Source organism: Kitasatospora sp. DSM 101779, from assembly GCF_025655475.1.
Taxonomy (GTDB): Bacteria; Actinomycetota; Actinomycetes; order Streptomycetales; family Streptomycetaceae; genus Kitasatospora.
Genome location: NZ_JAHTIK010000001.1, coordinates 3,621,198 through 3,642,805, shown reverse-complemented (window position 1 = coordinate 3,642,805; position 21,608 = coordinate 3,621,198). Strand labels below are relative to the sequence as shown.

22 protein-coding genes, 1 tRNA gene and 1 pseudogene are annotated in these 21,608 nt (G+C 72.6%); 9 read left to right on the top strand and 15 right to left on the bottom strand.

Annotated features, from left to right (window positions below):
- Together KSNIM_RS16510 and KSNIM_RS16505 are read left to right on the top strand one after the other, a co-directional pair.
- A pseudogene (locus KSNIM_RS16510) lies at positions 1-388 on the top strand (hypothetical protein); the annotation flags it as partial.
- A gap of 143 nt (positions 389-531) precedes the next feature.
- Positions 532-605 (top strand) — tRNA-Ala (locus tag KSNIM_RS16505).
- A 73-nt stretch (positions 606-678) separates the two neighbouring features.
- Here KSNIM_RS16505 and xerC read toward each other — a convergent pair.
- The 10 genes from xerC to KSNIM_RS16455 form a co-directional block, all read right to left on the bottom strand.
- Positions 679-1,938, bottom strand: coding sequence for a tyrosine recombinase XerC (gene xerC, locus KSNIM_RS16500; RefSeq protein ID WP_263103977.1), 1,260 nt, complete (start codon positions 1,936-1,938; stop codon positions 679-681).
- On the bottom strand, positions 1,935-2,141 hold the full coding sequence (locus KSNIM_RS16495; RefSeq protein ID WP_263103976.1) for an excisionase family DNA-binding protein: 207 nt from the start codon (positions 2,139-2,141) through the stop codon (positions 1,935-1,937). Before KSNIM_RS16495 ends, xerC begins: the two co-directional genes overlap by 4 nt.
- Entirely contained in the window at positions 2,138-3,562 is a 1,425-nt protein-coding gene (locus KSNIM_RS16490) for a replication initiator (protein WP_263103975.1), read from the bottom strand. Before KSNIM_RS16490 ends, KSNIM_RS16495 begins: the two co-directional genes overlap by 4 nt.
- Positions 3,559-3,753: a hypothetical protein gene (locus KSNIM_RS16485; RefSeq protein WP_263103974.1), complete on the bottom strand. Its 195-nt coding sequence runs from the start codon at positions 3,751-3,753 to the stop codon at positions 3,559-3,561. Before KSNIM_RS16485 ends, KSNIM_RS16490 begins: the two co-directional genes overlap by 4 nt.
- Positions 3,754-3,768: 15 nt before the next feature.
- Entirely contained in the window at positions 3,769-3,957 is a 189-nt protein-coding gene (locus tag KSNIM_RS16480) for a mobile element transfer protein (RefSeq protein ID WP_263103973.1), read from the bottom strand.
- Between the two features lie 13 nt (positions 3,958-3,970).
- Positions 3,971-4,603 carry a DUF2637 domain-containing protein gene (locus tag KSNIM_RS16475; protein ID WP_263103972.1) on the bottom strand — a complete coding sequence of 211 codons (633 nt, stop codon included), beginning with the start codon at positions 4,601-4,603 and terminating at the stop codon, positions 3,971-3,973.
- Positions 4,604-4,678: 75 nt separating this feature from the next.
- Positions 4,679-6,031, bottom strand: a complete 1,353-nt coding sequence (locus KSNIM_RS16470; protein ID WP_263103971.1) for an FtsK/SpoIIIE domain-containing protein — start codon at positions 6,029-6,031, stop codon at positions 4,679-4,681.
- A 1-nt stretch (position 6,032) separates the two neighbouring features.
- The gene (locus KSNIM_RS16465; protein ID WP_263103970.1) at positions 6,033-6,383 is read right to left on the bottom strand and encodes a hypothetical protein; all 351 of its coding nucleotides are present in this window, start codon (positions 6,381-6,383) and stop codon (positions 6,033-6,035) included.
- A gap of 319 nt (positions 6,384-6,702) precedes the next feature.
- Positions 6,703-7,926 carry a helix-turn-helix domain-containing protein gene (locus KSNIM_RS16460; protein WP_263103969.1) on the bottom strand — a complete coding sequence of 408 codons (1,224 nt, stop codon included), beginning with the start codon at positions 7,924-7,926 and terminating at the stop codon, positions 6,703-6,705.
- Complete coding sequence (locus tag KSNIM_RS16455) at positions 7,907-8,221, bottom strand: putative quinol monooxygenase (RefSeq protein WP_263103968.1); 315 nt, start codon at positions 8,219-8,221, stop codon at positions 7,907-7,909. Before KSNIM_RS16455 ends, KSNIM_RS16460 begins: the two co-directional genes overlap by 20 nt.
- Before the next feature lie 202 nt (positions 8,222-8,423).
- On the opposite strand from KSNIM_RS16455, the gene KSNIM_RS16450 reads away from it, so the two are divergent.
- Complete coding sequence (locus tag KSNIM_RS16450) at positions 8,424-9,221, top strand: ATP-binding protein (protein ID WP_263103967.1); 798 nt, start codon at positions 8,424-8,426, stop codon at positions 9,219-9,221.
- 604 nt (positions 9,222-9,825) lie between these two features.
- Here KSNIM_RS16450 and KSNIM_RS16445 read toward each other — a convergent pair.
- The 3 genes from KSNIM_RS16445 to KSNIM_RS16435 all read right to left on the bottom strand — a co-directional run bounded on the left by KSNIM_RS16445 (position 9,826) and on the right by KSNIM_RS16435 (position 13,216).
- Complete coding sequence (locus KSNIM_RS16445) at positions 9,826-10,962, bottom strand: FUSC family protein (protein WP_263103966.1); 1,137 nt, start codon at positions 10,960-10,962, stop codon at positions 9,826-9,828.
- A gap of 524 nt (positions 10,963-11,486) precedes the next feature.
- The gene (locus KSNIM_RS16440; RefSeq protein WP_263103965.1) at positions 11,487-11,897 is read right to left on the bottom strand and encodes a GlcG/HbpS family heme-binding protein; all 411 of its coding nucleotides are present in this window, start codon (positions 11,895-11,897) and stop codon (positions 11,487-11,489) included.
- A 95-nt stretch (positions 11,898-11,992) separates the two neighbouring features.
- On the bottom strand, positions 11,993-13,216 hold the full coding sequence (locus KSNIM_RS16435; RefSeq protein ID WP_263103964.1) for an MFS transporter: 1,224 nt from the start codon (positions 13,214-13,216) through the stop codon (positions 11,993-11,995).
- Between the two features lie 137 nt (positions 13,217-13,353).
- On the opposite strand from KSNIM_RS16435, the gene KSNIM_RS16430 reads away from it, so the two are divergent.
- A complete protein-coding gene (locus KSNIM_RS16430; RefSeq protein WP_263103963.1) occupies positions 13,354-13,860 on the top strand; it encodes a MarR family winged helix-turn-helix transcriptional regulator in 507 nt (168 codons plus the stop codon).
- Between the two features lie 91 nt (positions 13,861-13,951).
- On the opposite strand, the gene KSNIM_RS16425 is transcribed toward KSNIM_RS16430, so the two are convergent.
- Positions 13,952-14,908, bottom strand: a complete 957-nt coding sequence (locus KSNIM_RS16425) for a peptidase (protein WP_263107989.1) — start codon at positions 14,906-14,908, stop codon at positions 13,952-13,954.
- A 17-nt stretch (positions 14,909-14,925) separates the two neighbouring features.
- Positions 14,926-16,260: a VWA domain-containing protein gene (locus tag KSNIM_RS16420; protein WP_263103962.1), complete on the bottom strand. Its 1,335-nt coding sequence runs from the start codon at positions 16,258-16,260 to the stop codon at positions 14,926-14,928.
- A 137-nt stretch (positions 16,261-16,397) separates the two neighbouring features.
- Between KSNIM_RS16420 and KSNIM_RS16415 the strand changes: the two genes are divergently transcribed.
- The 5 genes from KSNIM_RS16415 to KSNIM_RS16395 all read left to right on the top strand — a co-directional run bounded on the left by KSNIM_RS16415 (position 16,398) and on the right by KSNIM_RS16395 (position 21,516).
- Entirely contained in the window at positions 16,398-17,270 is an 873-nt protein-coding gene (locus tag KSNIM_RS16415; protein ID WP_263103961.1) for an ATP-binding cassette domain-containing protein, read from the top strand.
- Positions 17,267-17,929, top strand: coding sequence for an ABC transporter (locus KSNIM_RS16410; protein ID WP_263103960.1), 663 nt, complete (start codon positions 17,267-17,269; stop codon positions 17,927-17,929). Before KSNIM_RS16415 ends, KSNIM_RS16410 begins: the two co-directional genes overlap by 4 nt.
- A gap of 175 nt (positions 17,930-18,104) precedes the next feature.
- Positions 18,105-18,608, top strand: a complete 504-nt coding sequence (locus tag KSNIM_RS16405; RefSeq protein WP_263103959.1) for a DUF1269 domain-containing protein — start codon at positions 18,105-18,107, stop codon at positions 18,606-18,608.
- A 59-nt stretch (positions 18,609-18,667) separates the two neighbouring features.
- Positions 18,668-20,020, top strand: coding sequence for an FtsW/RodA/SpoVE family cell cycle protein (locus tag KSNIM_RS16400; protein WP_263103958.1), 1,353 nt, complete (start codon positions 18,668-18,670; stop codon positions 20,018-20,020).
- Positions 20,020-21,516 carry a penicillin-binding transpeptidase domain-containing protein gene (locus tag KSNIM_RS16395; protein ID WP_263103957.1) on the top strand — a complete coding sequence of 499 codons (1,497 nt, stop codon included), beginning with the start codon at positions 20,020-20,022 and terminating at the stop codon, positions 21,514-21,516. The genes KSNIM_RS16400 and KSNIM_RS16395 overlap by 1 nt, the downstream gene beginning before the upstream one ends.
- Positions 21,517-21,608 lie beyond the last annotated feature (92 nt).

Sequence of the window (21,608 nt, the reverse complement as noted above, 5' to 3'; positions counted from 1 at the left end):
GGCCGCCCGCGCCGTGGACGAGCCGGCCCGGCCGCACCTGCGGCTGGCCGCCGACCTGCCGGCGCACGGCCTGCCCGACGCCGCCACCACCACCTCCGCGACCGCGCTCGCCGAGGCGACCGACCACGAGGAATGGGTCGACGGGATGCGCGAGCGGGGGCCGGCCGGCGCCGACTCCTGGGAGCCGGTGCCCGTCCCGCTGCCGACCTACGTCACCGCGCCGGTCGCCCCGCGGGTCACCCGCGGCCTCGACCTCGCGGCCCCCGGCGTCCGCGACTCCGGCCGCCCGGCCGAGTCCCGCCGCACCCCGCTGTTCGACCAGTACGCGGAGAGCGCCGCACCGCCCGAGGAGGACTGCGCACCGCGGGCCCGAGCGGCCAACGAGTGATCTCCGGCGCCCCGCCCTCCGCCTCCGCGGACGGCGGGGCGCCGCACGTCGGGCGCGGGCCGGGCCGGCAGCGGGGTGTGCGGTGGAACGCCGAGGCAATGGTCACGAGGCGGTCCGCAGAGGTGATAGAGTTCTTTCTCGTTGGGGCTGTGGCGCAGTCCGGTAGCGCACCTCGTTCGCATCGAGGGGGTCAGGGGTTCGAATCCCCTCAGCTCCACCCAATGTCAAAGGCCCTTCCGGGTAATCCCGGGAGGGCCTTTGAGCGTTCGTACAGCAGCGAAGTACAGCAACTACCCCGGCTGCTCCGCCGCGTCGGTACTGATGTGCCGGCCGAGTTTCTTCAGCGCCCGCCGGGTCTCCTCGGACGGCACGTGGGTGTAGATCTCCATCGTTACCGCGATCTTGCTGTGCCGGAGGATCTGCATCGCGATCCGCGGATGCACGTCCAGCGCGGCCAGGAGCGAGCCACAGGTGTGCCGGGTGTCGTGCAGCCGGATCACCCGGACGCCGGCCAGTTCGCACCGTCGCTTGAACGACCGGTTGAAGTTCCGCGGCTCGAAGGGGGAGCCGGTCCGCGTGGTGAAGACGAAGCCGAGCCCCGCCCACATCTCGCCGGCCGCCAGCCGAGCCGCCACCTGGGCCCGGCGCCGGAGCTTCAACGCCGCCGTGCAGATGTCGGGTAGCGGAAGGACGGCCGTCGAGGCGTCGGTCTTGGTCTCGTCGTGGACCAGCTGACGGCGGATCCGCTGCAGCTGTGCCTGAACCATCAGCAGCTCCGCGTCCAGGTCGACCGAGTCCCACGTCAGACCCAGCACCTCACCACGGCGGAGCCCGAGCACCAGGATGAGCACGTACGCCGGGTACAGCGGGTCGCCATCGCGCCGGGCGGACTCCAGGAAGGTCTTGGCCTCCTCGACCGACCACGGCTTGCGAGCGGCCCTCCGAGGGGTGCGAAGCTTCACCAGGGCGGCGAGGTTCTTCGTGATCAGCTCCTCGGCCATCGCGTTGGTCAACGCCGATCGCAGCGTGTTGCGGGCGTCCCGGACGGTCCGTGCGGAGAGCCGCTGATCGCAGCACTGCCCGACGGCACAGCACCGCTGACGACGGTTCGGGTCACGGTGAGCCGCCGGCCTGGCAGCGTCCTTGCCCTGCTCGCAGCACTGGCAGGCATCGAGCAGCCGGTTGGTCCACTCGCGCACGTCGCGGACTGTGAGCTTGTCGAGCCGCTTCTTACCGAGCCCGGGGGCGATGTAGAGGCGGACGTGCATGTCGTACGTCTCGGCGGTCTTGGGCTTGAGGTTGGGATTGACCACCTGCCGGAGCCAGTAGTCGAGGTAGGCGCCGAGCGTGGGCACGCTGGTGGCGACCGGCCCTGCTTTGGCCGCGGTGTGGAGCTTCAACCACTTCTCGTGGACCTCGGCCCGGGTCTGGCCGTAGGCGTACTTCCGGTCGCGGCTGCCGTCGGGCTTGGTGACCCAGACGTACGCGGCGAAGCCGCCCTGCTTCCGAGGGTAGATCGAGCCTTCGCCGTTGCCGCGCTTGCCGCTCATGCGCTCAGCTCCTCTACCTCAGTAGCCAGCCGCTCCACGTACTCGTCCACCCAGCGGGGGAGGATCCGACGGTTCCTGCCGTCCTTGATCGAGCGGATCTTTCCGGTGAGGACGAGCATCTTGGTCTTGGACAGCCCGTAGCCGAGCATCTCGGCGACCTCAGCCGTGGTGTGCCACTTCCGTTCGATCACGGTCACGCTCATGAGGTCGGTTCTCCTTCCGTTCCGGGTGCGGGTTGCAGGGTTTCGGCGAGCCAGGTCTCTCCACGGGTCAGGCCCGTGCCGGCGAAGGCCCAGTGGGAGAGGACGAGGGTGGTCTCCTCGGCGGCCGGTGCATCCGGGCCGTGGATATGTTCGAGTACCTGGGCGCGGCGCCAGGCGGCGCGGGCGTCTCGGAGTGTGCCGAGCGTGGTCGAGTACTGCCGCGTCTTGGTGGAGAAGTGGCCGCGGAAGCCGAGCATGTGGGCCCAGGCCCGGAGTCGGAGGTCGGCCAGGTCGGTACGGCCGCCGAGGGACCAGCACGTGCGGATCATGCGGCGGGCATGCTCGGGGATGTCGAGTCCGGCCAGGGATCGGGCCAGGCCCGTGCCCTGGCAGGTGCCACAACGGGAGCTGAGTCCGGCGGGTGTGGGGATGCGTCCGCGTCCCGCGCACGGCTTGCAGCACAGGGAGCTGTCGAGCGTGCCCGTTGCCGTCTCGGCGCCCTTGGTCGCGTACTTGGCGATGTAGGCGGCGACGGCGCGTTCGCTCAGCTCGGAGCCGCCGACGAACTCGGCGGTCCGGATCGGGCGGATGTCGAGCTGAGTGCCGAAGGCGAAGCGGTAGTCGCGGCCGTCGATCAGCGGGCCGGGGATGTCGGACCGGCGCGCGGCTGCCCGGATGGCGTCGGAGAGGAGCTGGGTGGAGGCCCAGCGAGGGGGTCGGTCCGATCCGCCCCCGGGGCCGTCGAGCCGGATCACCGCGTGGAAGTGGACCAGGCCGCGGCGCTGGTACTCGGCGACCTTGGCGAAGGACACGCGGGCGTGCTGCCGGAAGGCCCGCTGGGTGAGCCCGGCCCGTGCGGCGATCTCGCGGCGCAGGTGGATGGAGAACCGGCGCCAGAGAGCCCCGGAGTAGGCGTTCCAGAGGACGGCGCCCCGGTAGTCGTAGCTGTCCGGATCGAGCGGGGTGCCGAGCTCGGGCGCGTCCTGGTCGTGGAGCCTGCCGCACCGACAGGGGCGGACCTGCCCGGCGGCGCCGGTCGGCCGGTTGTGGACGGGCCCGAACGACGGTGCGGTGAAGGTGGCGAACACCCGGGGGTGCGTGGCGACCTGGTCAGGGGTGCCCTTGCCGCCGCGGAGTCCGGCGGTGATCAGGTGGTAGGTGTCGCGGCGGTAGGTCTCGGCGCACGCGGTGCAGCGGGTGGCCCGACGGTTGTTGCAGCGGACCAGGAGCTGGCCGGCGGGCAGGTCGGTCGACGCCAACCGGCGCAGGATCTCACCGGTTGCGGCGCTGACCTCGGTGCTGTGCCCGTCGAGGCGGATCGGATGAATGCAGCCGCCGAGACCCTGGAGCTGGCGGGAGAGGGCGGGCAGGGTGCCGAGGCGGGCCAGGCTTGCCAGTTCGGCGACCGGGGACAGGGTCACTTACCGCCCCCGTTCACGATCTGGACGCCGGTCCGGGTGCCCGACTCCACCGCGGGGGCGAGCACGGTGTGGGCGAGGTAGAAGCCGAACAGGGCGATGGCGACGGCGACCCAGAGGCGGATGCCGAGGAACTTGATCGCGGTCCAGGCGATGATGCCGAGGACGACGACCAGGGGAAGGCTGACGGTCATGGCCGGGTGGTCCTTTCAGCGGGCGGGGCAGCGGTGGGTACGGGCGGCGAGCTCGGCGGCGGCGCGCGAGGCGAAGTCGGCGGAGAAGCCGCAGCGCGGGGCGGTGCAGGCGGCAGCGTGGCGCTCGCGGCCACGGCCGTCGTAGAAGGTGCCGACCTGGACGGGGCCGATCCGGATCACCTGGCGGAAGCGGCGGTTGAACATCGGGGTTCTCCTCTCAGAGCTGGGCGGCGATGGCCTCGGCCAGCGGAGCGGGGATGCCGAGCCGGGCCCGCAGCGCCGCCGCGTCGATGGGTGTCCCGGTCTGGCTGCGGTGGTGATCGGCGACCTTGCGGGCGTGGTCGACCAGGGCGGCCGGGACGGCGATCGGGGCCGGCGGTGGTCCCGGGAGCGGTGCGGGAGTAGTTGCAGGAGGCGACGGCGTGTAGACGGACGGGACGTCCTCGTTGCTCGGCACCGTCGCCGCGGTGGGCCGTTGGGGAGTGGTGCTGCCGGAGTGGGCGAGGAGCGTGCCGCCGAGGAAGGCCACGGCCGGCCATCCGGCGACGAGGATGCGCAACCAGGCCGGGACGGCGGCCAGGTCGAGAAGTCCGGCGGTGGCGATGTTGGCGCCGAGGGATGCAGCGAGCGCGGTGGCGAACCAGCACCAGCCGGAGGCCCGGTTCGCCCCGGAGCGCATCCGGCGCCAGGCGGCGACCAGCAGGAGGTCAACCGAGACCGGGTAGGCCCAGGCCTTCCAACCGTGCTGGCCGGCCGCTCCGGCGATGTCGTGCAGGTGGGCGAAGGAGAGCGCCGCGGCGATGACTGCTTGCACCAAGACGGCGTCCACGCGCCGTAGCTGGGCACGCAAGGGAACGCCTCCTTTCGGGCGTGACGATGTAGGGACTCGGCGCGGGAACGGCGCGCCACCGGGGTGAGGGAGGGATCAGGCCGCGCTCAGGCCGGCCAGGTGGGCACCGTCAGCAGAGGGGCGGAAGCGATCGAGCTCCGGCAGGTGCGGGACCAGGTGAGCGTTCGCGGCACAGACGGCGGCGGCCTGTGCGAGCGGGAGGTAGGGGGTGCGGATGCGGGCCCAGCCACCGGAGGTGTCCCCGACGACTGCCAGGCCCGGCCGCTCGGCGGCGATGGCACACGCTGCGAGGACTGCCTCCGGGGAGATGTCCCCGAGGGCCATCTTGGCTGAGGCCTCGTCGTTGACTCGGTGGCACACGCGGCCGGTGAGCTGGGCGCGGAGCATGGTGGCACCCTTGCCGAGCTCGGAGCCGAAGCGCTGCCCGCACACCTCCAGGTAGATGCCGGCGGCTCGGCCGAGCTGGGCGAGCCGGATGAGCTGGGTGACCATCTCGTCCCGCCGGTCCTCGTCCTTGCGGGTGGCGACGAGGAAGAGCTCCGCCACCTCGTCCACGAGGAGGATGATCGGGACGGGCCGTTCGGCCTCGGGGAGACCCCAGATGTCGGAGGTCATGTCCTCGGCCGGAACACCGGGGGATATCCCCTGGCGGGTGCGGATCAGGTGATAGCGGCTCTCCATCAGCTCGACCAGGGTGGGCAGCAGCTCGACCGCCTGCTCCTGGTCGGTGGCCAGTGCGGAGAGGCGGGGGGCGAACGGAGCGAACTCCACCCCGCGCTTGCAGTCGACGCCGACCAGCGCGACCGGTTGCGGGGCGAGCCCGGTGACCAGGTGCCGGAGGAACATCGACTTGCCGGAAAGGGTCGCTCCCAGCGTGAGCTGATGCGGGATGGCGCGGTAGTCCCGGACGAAGGCGGTGGCGTCCTCGCGGAGGGCCACCGGCACCTTGAGAAGGCCGTCGGCGGCCGTTCGCGGCATCCGGACGTGCCGCAAGACGTCGAAGCCGACCAACCGGAGGTCGACCACACCGGGCTTGACCTCGGTCACGTAGACCGCGTGCACGCCCCATGCGTGCCGAAGGCGTTCCGACGAGGCGGCGACGTCCGCAGGCTCCTGCCCCGGGGCAAGACGCAGCCGAAGCTGCAGCCCGGTCGGGGTCGGTCGGATGAGGCCCCGGCGGGGCGGTACGGGTCGTACTTCGCGGCGGGTCGTCGCCCGGACGGCCAGGACCCGCAGCCGGGACGGCGCCACGGTGAGCCCGCACGAGTCCATGACCGCCCCGTACGAGCCCAGCAGGCGGGCCGTTGTGCCGGCCAGGCCGAAGGTGCACCAGTAGGCGCTGGGGTGGCGTGCCTTGAGGTAGACGGCTCCGCCGCCGACCGCCAGGGCAGGACCGCCGAGCTCCAGCAGAGTCAGCAGGTCCGACACGTCACGCCCCCAGGGAGGACGGGAACACGGCGGGGGTGACGGCGGCGGCGCGGTACGCGATGCCGTGCCGGGGCTGCCCGTTGAACACCTGCTCCCAGGGGCGGGCCACCAGGCCCACCAGGGCGACCGGGCCGCCGAGGGTGAGGCCCTCGCCCACGCCGGACTGCGGAACGGTGACCTTGATCAGAGAGGACTCGCCGTCCTCGATGTGGACGACACCGACCGTCATCAGGACCTCGCCGGTCGCGGTGTCGGTGGCCAGCTCTCCGGTCCGCCGATCGCGGACCTTCTTCTCCGGAGCCTCGGTCAGCAGGATCGTCGCGCCCGAGGTCTCGACACGGATGGAACGCATGAGTTGTTCTCCCTTGCGCACCGCAAATGGGTGCAGTCAGTGACAAATGACTACGCAACGGGAGGTCGACCGCATATGGACTCGGCGCGATACGCTCGGGGAGCGTTGTGCCAACGACGCACCGAGCCTGAGTGGGCTGCCTCCCGCTCAGGCCACAGCTTTCGTGTGACCCTTTGCCGCTGACGCGCCGGGGCAGGTCTGCCTTCCTGCCACGGCGCGTTCGCATGTCCGCACACAAGCCCGCCGAAGGCGAGAGGCATGCCGACAGCAACGAGAGTAACCCGTACTCCAAGTACTGTCTAGTACTTTTGGTACCAGCTCACATTTCCAGTACGCCCAACTCTCTGGCCAGGCCTCGGAGCTGATCGGGCGTCGGCTGGCTCATGGTCAGTAGGTCCGTGACGAGCTGCTTGACCATCGGCATGGCGCGGACCATCTCCGGCGACAGGTCACGCGCCGTCAGAAGCTGGGCCACCGCGTCGTCTGTCTGTCGACGCTGTGTGTACGCCCTGGCCACGTCGATGTGGAAGCGGGTCTGGCGCTCCGTGGACAACACGGACGGATCGATGGCAGCTGCCGCGCGAAGCGCGATGCCGGCGTCGCCGAGGTCGACCGCGACGGCGACCTCGTGCAGTCCCACATTGGTGGGCCCGAACTCGGTGTTGTAGTCGTTGCGCCCTTCGCCCACCAGGGCCGCCATCTCCCGGGCTTCGCGCAGGTACTCGTACGCCGACTCGGCCTGATTCGCCCGTGCGGCGGCGACCGCCCGTTGCAGGGTCAGTGCCCCGCGCATGGCCACGGCCTCCACTTGCCCCGAGGCGGCGAGGGGGGTGAGTGCGTCTGCGGCACTGCCCGAGGCCCGCGCCGCCTGTTCGTAGTGGCGGGCGCCGAGGAAGACGATCGAGAGACGGAACTCGCCGGCCGCCATGAGCAGCGGGTCGCCGGCCCGCTCGGCTGCGACCACGGACCGGTCGATGGCGATCCAGGCGGCCTCGGGCTCGCCCATGTTCGAGAGTGCGGCGCTGCATGCGTGGTACATCCGGGCCAGCAGCCGGAACAGCTCGGGGCGCTGGTCCTCCGGGACTGAGCGGGCAGCCGACTCCAGGGACGGCACCAGCCCTTCGAGGAGCTCGGCGAGATCCGCGTAGCCGCCGGCGTGTGCGAGCGACCAGGCCCGCTCGACCTCGGCCCGGAGCGCGGCCACATCGGGCGTGCTGTGCGGGCCGAGGATCGCCTTGAGCGAATGTGCCGCGCTGAGGACCAGGCGGAGCCGGCTCGCGCCGGGCGCTTCACCTTCCGCTGCGGCGGCCACGATCGGCGCCTCGGCCGCCAGCTCGGCAACGGGGATCTCCAGGACTTCGGCGACCTTCTCCAAGACGGTCATCCGGTCGATGCGCCGCACGCCGCGTTCCACCTGGGAGACCCAGGCTTCCGAGCGGCCGAGGAGCTGGGCGAACTCCTTCTGTGAGAGCCCGCGGCGCTTGCGGTGGAAGGCGATCTTCTTGCCCAGCGCCTTCTCGTACTCAGTGCTCAACGTCCACACCCTTGGCGGACACGAAGTCGAGCCAGTCGACCTCGACGGAGGAGAGGTACTGGTCGCGTTCGCCGAGGAAGACCTTCACGTAGTCCTTCGACTCGTGCTCGTCGAAGGCGGCGCGGTCGCGGTAGAGCTCGTAGAAGATCCGCTCCAGCGGTCGGCCGTCAACCCGGTGGACGGCGTACACCACCGTGCCGGGCTCGTTCACCCGGATCAGCTCGCCGGTCCGTGCAACCAGGTCATCGAACGCGGCGGCCGCCGACTCGTCCTTGCAGGTGAAGCGCACCATCAGTCCGAACATGCTTCTTCCTCCCTCGTCGCGAACTTGAGCAGCAGCACTTGTCGCCGCACCAGCTAACCGTACGAAAAGTGCCATCCCGCACTCGAAGTACCCGCATCTTGAGTACGGTGCTAGTACTAAATGTACTGCCCGGGGGCTTTCGGCGACAGAGGAACGGCCGGCCAGGGCAGAACAGAGCAGGTCAACGCCACAGAGGAGCGCCATGACCACTCACCGCCGCACCTTCGCCGGCCACCCCCAAGAGCTCAGCGCAGTTCGGCGCTGGGCCCGGACAGTTCTCAACGACCACCCACGGGCCGACGATGCCGAACTGGTCGTCAGCGAGCTCAGCACCAACGCTCTTCAGCACACCGAGAGCGGCCGCGAGGCGGGCCGGTTCGAGGTCACCCTGACGTTGGCGGCTCTGCGGGTAGCGATCACGGTCACGGACGGAGGGGCGAGTTCGAGCACCCCGAACATCCAGCATCCCGGAGCCGACAGCACCCATGGGCGCGGGCTGGACATCGTCAGCGCCCTTGCCGACCGGTTCGTCATCTCCGGCGACTACCGTGGGCGAGCAATCACCGCAGAACTGTCACTCCCAGAGCAGCGACAGAGGATGGTGTCCTGGGGAGGCCCGTCCCTCACCCAGCTCGGGTACCTCTGCGAACACCGCGTGCGGAGCGAGGCCGGCACCGAGGACGTACGGGTGGTGAACACCCTGAGCGCGGCAAGCGCCGACGAGGCGATCCGGTGGGTTCGCCGGTCCATCACCACGCTGCTTCTTGCCCTCGACGTCGAGGACCGCGGGAGGCTGGGTCAGTGGGTCGAGGCCGACCATGTGAAGGCACTCGACAACCTCCGTCGAGGGCTTCCCTGCACCATTGCGACCTCTCAGACGGGCCACCAGTGGAGCGCCGGGCCGGTTCTCTTCCTCCCGTTGCTGCCACCCACGGGGAAGCCCGTCATCGCCTACCAGCCGACATGCTCAAGGGTTCGGCGTCGCAACGAGGTTGAGTAACAACTTTCTCTACGGGTTCAAGGCGCCTCGCTCCGCTCGGCGGGCGGGGCGGGCGGAGCCCACGGGGAAGGCACATCGCGGCGGGATCGGAGATCACCGGCGAGATTCCCGGCCTCCTGGAACTACTGGACGTAGCCTCACAATGTTCGGGGTGCCGCGCCTGCGGCGCGGCGGCGCCGGCCGTCCTCCGGCGCGCGCCCCGCCTCCTGTCTTCGCCCCGGCTGGGGCTTCGCCGTCGTCGGCCGCGCCCACAAGGGGCGAAGAGCTAAGGCCGGGGCAAGACGGACAGGTCCAAACTTCCACCCCCGCACGGCGGAGGACGGCGCAGAAGGCAGAGCTCAGAACCAGGCCCGTCGGGGCCGGGGCGGGCGGCTCCGCGGTTTTACCCACCTGCCCGGACTGGGACCCGCGTCGAGCAAGAACGGGGGGCCACTCGGCCACATTGCGGTCAGGCCCAAAGAGCCCTGACCGAGTCGCAACAGCTTACGGCCCCCCGATCATGCTCGACCCCAGACCGGACAGGACACCGGCCAAAACCACTCCACCACCCGTGTGCGCCGGCCGGCCGTGAATCCACCTGCGGCCGAGCCGGAGGCTGGCGCGTTCAGGTCGATCGTTGCGGCCGTTTGGCGGCGCGTTTGGCGAGCAGGCCCGCCAGCAGCATGACGATCAGGCTGATACCGGCGCCGCACACCGTCCACAGCACCCGGTAGCCCTCGGCGGCGTAGTGGGAGGGCTGCGGCAGGTCGGTCAGGATGAGCGCGCCGGCGGCGATGGCGGCGGAGTAGATGGCGTAGTTCAGGAAGCGGATCCCGACGGCGTGCACGAAGAGGACGAGCGCGACGACTTCCAGTCCGCGTGTCATCGCGAAGAATCGGAGGCCGGTCTCACTGGCAGGCAGTAGGAGCAGCAGCGCGGCCGCGATGGCGCCGATGAACGCACCCGTAAGGCGCTGGGCGGAGACGAGGGTGCTCTGCTCCAGGTTCGGCTTCATCGCGATGATGGCCGCGATCGGGATCCAGGAGCCGTACTGCAGGTCCAGCCCGAACGCGAGGGCGACGGTGCCGCCGATGACCAGGGCGCGGAGCACCACGAACACGACGATCGGTGGGGTCAGCTTCTTGTGGGAGGTGTCTCCGGGGATCTCGACGAACGGCTGGGGCAGGTCCCGGCGGCCGCGGATCAGCCACTCGACGAACGTCATCAGCATCCACAGTGCTGCCCCACCCGCCCAGGCGACCACCTGGGCCCATGTGTAGCTGGTGATGCGGGCGGCATGGTGGAGGTTGAACGCGAGCCCGACGGCGACGATGAACCAGACGTTGAGCAGCATGGCATTGACGAACCTGTGCACCCCGAACATGAGGGCCAAGCCGGCCACCAGCGTGACCACGAAGGCCGCGAGCGCCAGCCATCCCCAGGCCTCGCCCCCGATCCCGAACGCCAGCGCAGTGATCCCCGCGCCGATCAGCGCGAAGACGGCGTTGTGCGACGCGCGGTACCCGAACCCGCCACCCGGGTCGGCCAGCGACGTGAACAGCATGCCGAATAGGGCGCTGAGCAGATACACCTCGTGCCCGATCGCCCAGAAGACGATCAGCGGCACCAGCCCGACGTCCAAGAACACCACCGCTCGCCGCCAGTTCACGCCCGCGTGGTTGAACTCGAACACCTTCGACAGCCAGCTCATCACCTTCCCCCGGTGAACGGGCCGGCCGTCTCCTTCGGTTGCGCTGCTCATGGCCGCCCTTGGTCGCCTGCTGCCGGGTATGTCGCTCTGATCCCGCATTGTCTGGCTCCCCCGAGACCGCCGCGAAGCGACTCGCCGTACATTCCCCGATGCAGAACGCAGCCGATGCCGGGGGCCGTCCGAGCCGTGCCATAGCCGTGCCAGGTTGGGCGGGGAACCACGGGGAGTCGGGGGAGTCGCCGCGGGAGAAGCGGGCGACTGCCCAGGAGGGCGACGTTGCTGGTCACCCCAGATCCTGACGCCTGTTCTCCTAAGGCAGGGGCGCCCGCCTGCTCGCACCAAGGTGGGCAGCTGTACAGCAGCGAGGTACAGCAACCGTGGCGATCGCGAGTGGCCGCCAGCCGACGTAGGGGACGTGCGGACCACGGCGGGACGCCTTAGCGACCGGCCCGCCGGTAGTTCGCATCGAGGGGGTCAGGGGTTCGAATCCCCTCAGCTCCACCAGCGAAATCCCGTCCGGTCGTCGACCGGACGGGATTTCTGCTTTCGGCGGCCGTGCCCGAACTGAGCGGGTGTCAGCCGAGTCCGGCCTCGGCCGCGGCGGCGAGAGCGAAGCCGTGGTCCTGGGCGGGGGCGCCGCCGCCGATGCCGAGGGCGCCGACGAGTCGTCCGTCGCGGTGCAGCGGGATGCCGCCGGCGAGGAAGAGCAGCGGGCGGTCCAGCGCGGTGGGCAGGGTGTGGAAGGGGCCGCCCGGCTGCACGGCGTCGACCAGGTCGGCGGTCGGGGTGTCCAGCTGGAGGGCCGTGTAGGCCTTGCGGGTGCTGGTCTCGCCGGCGATCAGCACGGCCCGGTCGTCGCGGCGGAAGGCCAGCAGGTGCCCGCCGGCGTCCAGCACGGTGGCGGAGATCCGGACGCCCTCGGCCCCGGCGGCCCGGTGGGCGGCGGAGATCAGGTGGTCGGCGTCGGCGGTGGTCAGCGGGTTCATCGTGTACTCCGGTTCGGTTCGGTGGTGCGGTGGTTCGGTTGCTCGCTGCGGCGGTGGTCCGGTGGTGCGGGCGGATCCGCGGGGCGGACGGTCGGTCAGTGGTGGACGGCCACGCGCGGCTCGGCGGCCTCCGCGGCCGGCGCCGACTGCCCGGCCGTGGCCGGCCGGCGATCCAGCGCGGTGGAGAGGACGGCGAGGCCGAGGGCGGCCGCGGCCATCAGCGCACCGACCCAGTTGGGGGCGGTGGCGCCGAAGCCGGCCGAGAGGACGGCCCCGCCGAGCCAGGCGGCGAGGGCGTTGCCGAGGTTGAAGGCGCCGATGTTCACGGCGGAGGCGAGGGTCGGGGCGTCGCCGGTCCGGTCCAGGACGCGCTTCTGCAGCGGCGGGACGGTGGCGAAGCCGAGCGCGCCGATCAGCGGCACGGTGAGCGCGGCCAGCACCTTGTCGTGCGCGGTGAAGGCGAACAGGGCGAGTACGACGGCGAGTGCGCCGAGGGTCGTGATCAGCATCGGCATCAGCCGGCGGTCCGCGTACCGGCCGCCGACCAGGTTGCCGGCGACCATGCCGAGCCCGAACAGGACCAGCAGCCAGGTGACGGAGGACTCGGCGTAGCCGGCGGCCCCGGTCATCATCGGCGCGATGTAGGTGATCGCGGCGAAGACCCCGCCGAAGCCGAGCACGGTCATCAGCATCGCGAGCACGACCTGGACGTTGCGGAAGGCGGCCAGCTCGCGCCGGAGCCCGGGCCGGTGTGCGCCGTCCGTGCCGGGCCGCGGGTCGGCCGGGACGAGGGCGGCGATGCCGGCCAGACCGGCCACCCCGAGCACGGCGACCAGGGCGAAGGTGATCCGCCAGCCGACCTGCTGGCCGACCAGGGTGCCGAGCGGGACGCCGATCACGTTGGCGACGGTGAGCCCGGTGAACATCATGGCGATCGCCCCGGCCCGGCGCGCCGGGGCGACGAGGCCGGCCGCGACGATCGAGCCGATGCCGAAGAAGGCGCCGTGGGCGAGCGAGGCGGTGATCCGGCCGGCGAGCACCAGGCCGAAGGTGGGGGCGAGGGCGGTGAGCAGGTTGCCCGCGACGAACAGCCCCATCAGCAGCATGAGCATCCGCTTGCGGCTGATCCGGGTGCCGAGGACGGCGAGCAGCGGGGCGCCCACCACGACGCCGAGGGCGTAGCCGGTGGTGAGCAGCCCGGCGGTGGGGACGGAGACGCCGAAGTCCTGGGCCACCTGCGGCAGCAGGCCCATGACCACGAATTCCGTGGTGCCGATGCCGAAGGCGCCGATGGCGAGCGCCAGGAGTGCGAGAGGCATGGGTGGCCTTCCAGTGGTTGCGTGCAGGTCTTACGGGCTTCGACATTAATTGCATACGCCGATAGTTGCAAACGCGGGCTTTTTCGGAACTGGACTACCCTGGAGGGACACCCCAGCGAAGGGAGCAGTGGTCCCCCATGACGCGACCCGAACCGGGCCTGGCCCACGGCTGGTGCGCCCTCTCGGCCCTGCACGGCCGGATCGAGGCGCACATCGAGCGGGCCCTCCAGGCCGGGCACGGCCTGAGCGTGCGCGAGTTCTCCGTCCTGGACGTGCTCAGCGACCAGCACGACGGAGAGGGCGGGCACTTCCGGATGACCCAGCTCGCGGACGCCGTCGTGCTCAGCCAGAGCGCCACCACCCGGCTGGTCACCCGCCTGGAGGACCGCGGCCTGCTCGCCCGCTACCTCTGCCCGACCGACCGGCGAGGCATCTACACCGATGTCACCGAAGCCGGCCTCGCACTGCTGGAGCAGGCCAGGCCCACCAACGACCACGCACTGCGCGAGGCCCTGGACACCGCCGGCCGCCGCCCCGAGCTCGCCCCGCTGGTCGCCGCCGTCCGCGGCCTGGAGCGGGCCGAGGCACAGGCCGGTCGGGCTCCGGCCGCCCCGGCCCCGGCCGTACCGGTCGCCGTCGGCTGACCGGACGGACGGCCCGGGAACGGCGCAGGGCCCGGCCGCGGCGACGTGCTGTCGCTGCGGCCGGGCCCTGCGCGGTGCTGCCCCGGACGGGTCAGCTGCGGTACTGCGGGTGCTGCGGCGCCGGTGCCTGCGGCGGTACCGGGGCCGGTCCGGCGGGTCGGCGCCCGCGCGGGTGGCGGGTGAGGGTGTAGCCCCACACGCCGGCCAGGGCGGCCAGTGCGCCGCCCGCGACCGTCCAGTACCAGCGGGTGTTCCACCCGGAGAACAGGCCGCTGTACCAGTGCGACTCCGGCTCGGCCGGCGCCGCCACCTCGACCGTGCCCGGCGCCGCCGAGGCGGAGGCCGGGGCCGAGGGCTTGGCGCTCGGGGCGGCGGCGGTCGCGTCGGGTGCCGCGGTGGAGCCCGCGTTGACCGGTGGCACCAGCGGGGCCTTCAGCTCGCCGCCCTCCGGCTGGGCGTTGTCCGCCCCGCCCTTGGCGGAGACCTGCAGCTTCACCTGGGCCGCGAGGCCGAGGTCCTGCTGCGGCACGTCCGCCACGGAGAGCCGGACGTAGTAGGTGCCCGGCAGCGGGTCGCCCGACCACGGCTCGGCCCAGGAGCGGATCTGCCGCAGCGCGCAGCTCATCGACACCGAGGCGGTGCCGGTGTCCGCGGCGGCGTTCTGCGGACCGGCGGTGCAGGACTGCCGGCGGCGCAGGCCGTCGAACACCTCCACCGACCAGGTCTGCGCGCCGTGCCGGTCGGCGGACGGCGGCAGGGTGACCGTGACGTGCACGGTGTCGGTCTGCCCCTCGGAGGCGGCGAACGCCCAGTAGAGGTAGTCGCCGGTGGAGGCGGACACCGCGGCCGTCCGCCCGGCGGGCAGCGGCGTCGCGGTCAGGAAGGTCGTCCCGGCGGTCGTCACCGGGGCGGTGCCGGCCGAGCCGGACAGCGCCGGCGACGGGGAGGCCGCGGCGGCGGCGGGCGCGGCCGCCAGCAGCGCGCCGAGCCCGAACGGCAGCACGGCCGCGGCGCGGACGAGCGGCGAACGCATCGTCAGGGAACGCATCATCGGTGCACGCATCGTCAGTTCTCCCGCCAGACAGCGATCCGCCAGCGTGCCACCCAGCCGAAGACGAGGCCGGCCAGCAGGCCCGCGAGGGTCAGCACCAGCAGCAGGATCCAGCCGCGGCCGAGGCCCATCGCGGGGCCGTCCGGCGACGGGGAGGCCTTGGCGACGTCCACCGTCAGCTCGACCGGCAGGCCGGGCTCGGCCTGCACGCCGGCCTGGGCGGCGAAGGAGTTGCTGACGACCAGGCAGACGACCTTGTCGGCCGACCCGGCGGACCCGGCGGTGCCGTTGCCGGACGGCGACGGCGTGGCGTCCTCGTCCGCCGCCGGGGCGGACCAGCGCAGACCGGTGGAGGCGACGTCGGTACGGCCGCTGCCCGCGTCCGTACCGCGCACCAGCTCCTGGCCGCGGGTGTCGGTGGCCAGCAGCAGCACGCCGTAGTCACGGGCGACCGCCCGGTCCGGGGTGACGCTGACCGAGGCGCGCAGCTCCTCGCCCGCCTTCACCGGCACCCGGTAGACACGGTGCTCGGAGAACTTCTCGCGGTCGCTGTAGACACCGGGCCGCAGCACCGGCGCGTTCGGGCAGGCGTCGGCTCCCGCCACCTTGGCGGGCGTCACCCGGTAGGTCTCGCCGGCCCGGTTGACCAGCTGCTTCACCTTGTCGGTCAGCTGTTCCTTCGTCCGCACGTCGGTGTAGGTGCCGCCGGTGGCGTTGGCGATGCACAGCAGCTGCTGGCGGGTCTTGTCGTCGTGGGCGAGGCCCAGCGTGTCGACCACCAGGTTGATGCCCTGCGAGGCCAGTTCGCGGGCCACCTCGCACGGGTCCGGCGGGGCACAGGAGTCCTCGCCGTCGGTGATCAGCACCACCCGGCGGGTGGTCGGGCCGTTGCCGAGGTCCTGCGCCGCGCCGCGCAGCGCCAGGCCGATCGGCGTCCAGCCGGTCGGACGGAGCGTGGCGACGGCCGTCTTGGCCTCCACCTTGTTCGTCTTCCCGACCGGGTAGAGCTGCCTGGTGTCCTTGCAGCCCTCCGCCTTGTCGTTGCCCGGGTAGGTCGCGCCCAGCGTGCGGATGCCGAACTCGGTCTCCGCGGGCAGGGCGTCGATCACCTCGCCGATGGACTGCTGGGCGACCGAGATCCGGCTCCGGCCCTCGATGTCGGTGGCCCGCATGGAGCCGCTGACGTCGAGGACGAGGTCGACCTTGGGTGCCTCGGTGGTGGCGGCCGCGGTGCCGCTGGGTTCGTCGGCGTGCGCCGGGAGGGTGCCGAGCAGCATGCCGGCGGATATCGCCAGTGCTGACAGCAGCCCCGCCGCGCGGGTCGCCGTTCGTCGTCGGGTAGTCGTCACGCGCGCATCCTATGGATCATCAATTCGGTTCTCCCAATGTGCAGGGCCTGTGCGAACCAAGGGGGATTGTGCGGATCGGAGCACGGCGGCCCACCGCGGCGGAGCACCGTCTAGGCTTCCGCGGAGGGAGGGGGCGCATGCGGCTCGACGGGGTTGGACGGCGGTACGGCAGGCGCGGGCCGTGGATCCTGCGCGGGGTGGCGCTCGCCGTGGAGGCGGGCGCGCTGGTGCGGATCGGCGGTCCGAACGGCAGCGGCAAGTCGACCCTGCTGCGGATCGCGGCCGGGGTGGAACGCCCGACCGAGGGCACCGCCGAGCTGCCCGCCCACCGGGCCTACGTGCCCGAACGCTTCCCGCCCGCACTGCCCTTCGACGCCCGCGACTACCTGCAGCACCTCGGCCGCATCCGCGGTCTGGACGCCGCCGAGGCCGAGCGCCGGGCCGAGCACTGGCTGGACGTCTTCGGCATCGCCGACCGGGCCGGCACCCCGCTCGCCGAACTCTCCAAGGGCACCTGCCAGAAGGTCGCCGTCGCGCAGGCCCTGCTCGCCGACGCCGACCTGCTGGTGCTCGACGAGGCCTGGACGGGACTCGACCCCGCCGCCCGCGCCCGGCTCGACGAGGAGGCCGCCGACCGGGCCGCCCGCGGTGGACGGGTGCTCTTCGTCGACCACGACCCCGCCCGGCTCGCCGGGCTCACCACCGCCGCGTACGAGGTCTCCGACGGCGCCCTGCTGCCCGCCGACCCCGGGCCGGCCGACGGGCCGACCGTGCGGATCGAGGTCGAACCGGCGGGCTCCGACGCGCTGCCCGAACGGCTGCCCGGCGCGCCCCGCCGCACCGTCCTGCCCGACGGGTCCGTCCGGCTGGAGGTGGCCGGGGCGCACTCGGACGCCCTGCTGCGAGCCCTGCTCGGCGGCGGCCGCGGAGTGCACGTGCGCAGTCTGGCGACCGTTCTCGAGCAGACCGCCGGGGCAGCTGCGCGGGCCGTTCCGGAGGAGGCCCGGTGAGCGCCCTGATCCGCTATCAACTGGAGCTGCTGCTGCGCTCCCACCGCCTGGTGCCGCCCGCGCTCTGCTATGGGGTCCTGATGGTGCTCGGGCTCTCCGGCGGGGACGACCCGCTCGGCGGCCACGCGTGGAGTGCCGGGCTGCTGCTGCCGGTCACCGCCTGGCTGGTCCGCTGTGCGGTGACCGCCGAGCCGGCGGCCGCCCGGGCCTGCCGGGTGGCCGCGGTCGGCGCCCGCCGGGTGCACCGGGCCGACCTGCTGGCCGGGCTGCTGGCCGCCGCGGTGCTCGCCGTGGTCGGGGCGGCAGCGGTGCTGGCCACCGGCGGCCGTTCCAAGGCCGGTGCCGGGCCCGCCCTGGTCGGCGGACTGGCCGCCACGGCGGTCTGCGTGCTGCTGGGGCTGGCGGTCGGCGCACTGTGCAACCGCCCGGTGCTGCCCTCCGGTCCGTTCGGGATCCTCGCCGCGCTGGGTGCGCTGGTGCTGGTGCTGATGGTGCCCTTCGCCCCGGCCCACGTGGTGGTCCGGGCGCTCGTGCGGGCGGCCGAGCACGGCGAGCTCGACCTGTCGGGCGCGGTGCTGCCGGCAGTGCTGGCCGCCGCGCTGCTCGCGGCCGGGGCGGTGGCGGCGGCGGGGGAGCTGGCGGTGCGCCGGGGGGAGTGACCGGGATCGGAGGGACCTCCCCTCGTGATCGGAGGGTCCTCCCCTCGTTCTGTCGCCGAAAATCGGACACACCGCCACGATCCACCATAAATATGGCAAATCCTCGTTAGGCTGCGACCACCAGCAGCGGTGCGGCATTCGTCCCGCACGCTCGAGGACCGGAAGGAACCCGCGCGTGAGCAACCTCTTCGCGATCTCCTACCCCGATGTGGCGACCGCCCAGCAGGTCCGCGACACCGCCATCGGCCTGCAGAAGCAGAAGCTGATCGACCTGGAGGACATCGTCGTCGTCGAGCGTCGGCCGGACGGCAAGGTCAAGCTGCACCAGGCCGTCAGCACCACCGGCATCGGCGCGGCCTCCGGAGCCCTGTGGGGCGGCGTCATCGGCCTGCTCTTCTTCATGCCGTTCCTCGGCGCGGCGATCGGCGGCGCCACCGGCGCGGCGGTCGGCGCCGCGACCGACACGGGCGTCGACGACAACTTCATGCGGCAGGTCGGCCAGAAGATGGAGCCGGGCTCCGCCGCCCTCTTCATGCTGGTCCGCTCCGCCACCGCGGACAAGGTCGTCCCCCAGTTCGCCCAGTACGGCGGCGAGATCCTGCAGACCTCGCTCAGCGCGGACCAGGAGGAGCACCTCGTCGAGGCGCTCAAGGCGGCGAAGGCGCCCAGCGGCGCCTGACCCCGCCGCGGCCGCCCGCCCGGGCGGCCGCACTCCGCCCGCCCCCGCAAGGACCGGCCGTGGCCACACCCACCACCCCGGCGGCCGCGCCGCCCACCGCGGCCCCGGTGCCGCCGACCCGCCGCACCACCGAACTGCTGCTGGTCGTCGGAGCCGTGCTGATCGCGGTGTTCGGCTACGTCGAGGTCGGCGCCAACATCGACGGCCGGCCGCCGCCCGACGCCGCCTCCTACGGGGCGGCGCTCGGCGCGCTGGCCCTCGTCGCGCACGCCGCGGTGCGCTGGCGGGCCCGGTACGCGGACCCCCTGCTGCTGCCCATCGCGGTGCTGCTGAACGGCATCGGACTGGTCGTCATCTACCGCCTGGACCGGGCCACCCCCGGCTCGGCCGCCGCCCCCGCGCAGCTGCTCTGGTCGGCCTTCGGCGTGGCGCTCTTCCTCGCCGTGGTGATCGTGCTGCGCGACCACCGGGTGCTCCAGCGGTACGCCTACGTCTGCGCGCTGGCCGCCCTGGTGCTGCTGGTGCTGCCGGTGTTCTTCCCGCCGGTCTACGGCTCCCGGATCTGGATCACCGTCGGCGCGTTCTCGATCCAGCCCGGCGAGTTCGCCAAGGTCCTGCTCGCCGTGTTCTTCGCCGCCTACCTGGCCGCGCACCGCGACGCCCTGGCGCTGACCGGCCGCCGGATCTGGTGGTTCCAACTGCCGCGCGGCCGGGTGCTCGGCCCGGTGCTGGTGGTCTGGGCGGCCTTCGTCGGCGTGCTGGTGCTGGAGACCGACCTCGGCACCTCGCTGCTGTTCTTCGGCCTGTTCGTGATCATGCTGTACGTGGCGACCGCCCGCAGCGGCTGGATCGCCATCGGCCTGTTCCTCGCCGCGGCCGGGGCGGCGGGCGTCGGCTGGCTCTCCCCGCACGTGCACGGCCGGGTCACCGACTGGCTGGACCCGCTCGGCTCGATCGCCGCCGGGCAGGGCCCCAACCAGATCGCCCAGTCGCTGTTCGCGTTCGCCTGGGGCGGCCTGCTCGGCGCCGGACTCGGCCTCGGCCACTCCATCCTCATCGGGTTCGCCGCCAAGTCCGACTTCATCCTCGCCACCATCGGCGAGGAGCTCGGCCTGACCGGGCTGACCGCCGTCCTGCTGCTCTACGCGCTGCTGGTCTCGCGCGGCTTCGCCACCGGCCTCGCGCTGCGCGACCCGTTCGGGCGGCTGCTGGCGATCGGCCTGGCCGCCATCGTCGGCCTGCAGGTCTTCGTGGTGGCCGGCGGCGTGCTCGCGCTGATCCCGCTGACCGGCATGACCCTGCCCTTCGTCGCCCAGGGCGGGTCCTCCGTCGTCACCAACTGGATCATCGTCGCCCTGCTCGTGCGGATGAGCGACACCGCCCGGCGACCCCGCCCCGGGGTCCGCCCGTGATGACCCGCGGCGACAACTCCGCCCGGCCCGGCATCTCCACCACCGGCCGCCGGGCCGGCACCTTCTGCCTGCTGCTGATCGTCGCCCTCGCCGCCCAGGCCACCCGGGTCCAGGTGTTCCAGGCCGACGCGTACAACCACAACAAGGCCAACCAGCGGCTCACCATCGAGCGCTACGACCAGCCGCGCGGCAACATCCTGGTGGCCGGCGAACCGGTCACCGGCTCCGCGCCGACCGGCGGCCGCTACGACTACAAGCGCACCTACACCGACGGCCCCGCCTGGGCCGCCGTCACCGGTTACGCCTCCCAGGTCTACGGCACCACCCAGCTGGAGGGCGTCTACGACGACCTGCTCTCCGGCTCCGACGACCGCCTGTCCGGTTGGGCGGTGTGGGACGCCGTCTCCCGCGGGCAGAACCCCGGCGGCGACGTCCACACCACCATCAACCCGGCCGCCCAGCAGGCCGCCCTGCGCGGCCTCGGCCGCCAGCAGGGCGCCGTGGTCGCGATCGAACCCGCCACCGGCCGCATCCTCGCCCTCGCCAGCACCCCCTCGTACGACCCGGGCAGCTTCGCCGGCTCCTCCGCCGCCGACCGCGAGGCCTGGACGCGGCTGCGCGCCGACACCGACCAGCCGATGCTCAACCGGGCGCTGCGTCAGATCTACCCGCCCGGCTCCACCTTCAAGGTGGTCACCGCGGCCGCCGCGCTCGCCTCCGGCCAGGTGACGGACATCCACGCCCCGACCGGAGCGCCCTACCCGTACGTCATGCAGGGCACCACCACCGAGCTGGTCAACGACAGCCGGGCCTGCGACGAGGCCGGCCTGTCGCTGGACGAGGCGATGGTCAACTCCTGCAACAGCACGATGGGCTGGCTCGGCACCCAGGTCGGGCTGCAGAGGATGGTGTCCACCGCGCAGGCCTTCGGCTTCAACGACGCGACCCTCGACGTCCCGGTGCGCGCCGCCCGCTCCAACTTCGACACCGGGATGAACACCTCCCAGGTGGCGCTCTCCTCCATCGGCCAGTACGACACCGCCGCCACCCCGCTGGTCATGGCGATGGTCGCCGCCGGGATCGCCAACAACGGCACGGTCATGCATCCCCAGCTCGTGGACAAGCTGACCCGCAGCGACGGCACCGTCGTCCAGCTCATGCACCCGCAGACGTACCGGCAGGCGGTGAGCCCGTCCGTCGCCGCGAAGGTCCAGCAGCTGATGGTCGACGTCGTCGAGGAGGGCACCGGCAGCCGGGCGCGGATCCCCGGCGCCGTCGTCGGCGGCAAGACCGGTACCGCCCAGCACGGCACCGGCAACGGCGGCACGCCGTACGCCTGGTTCATCGCCTGGGCACGCCCGGCGGACTCCGGCGGCGTGCCGCCGGTCGCGGTGGCCGTGGTGGTCGCCGACAGCGAGGCCACCGACGTCACCGGCGGCACCCTGGCCGCGCCCATCGCCCGTTCGGTCCTGCGGGCCGTGCTGGACGGCGGCTGATCCGCCGGCCCTGCCGTCCGGCCGGCGCGCGCCCCGCCGACACGCCCCCCGACCGGCGCGCACGGCACCGCGGCCGACGGCCCGGACCGCCC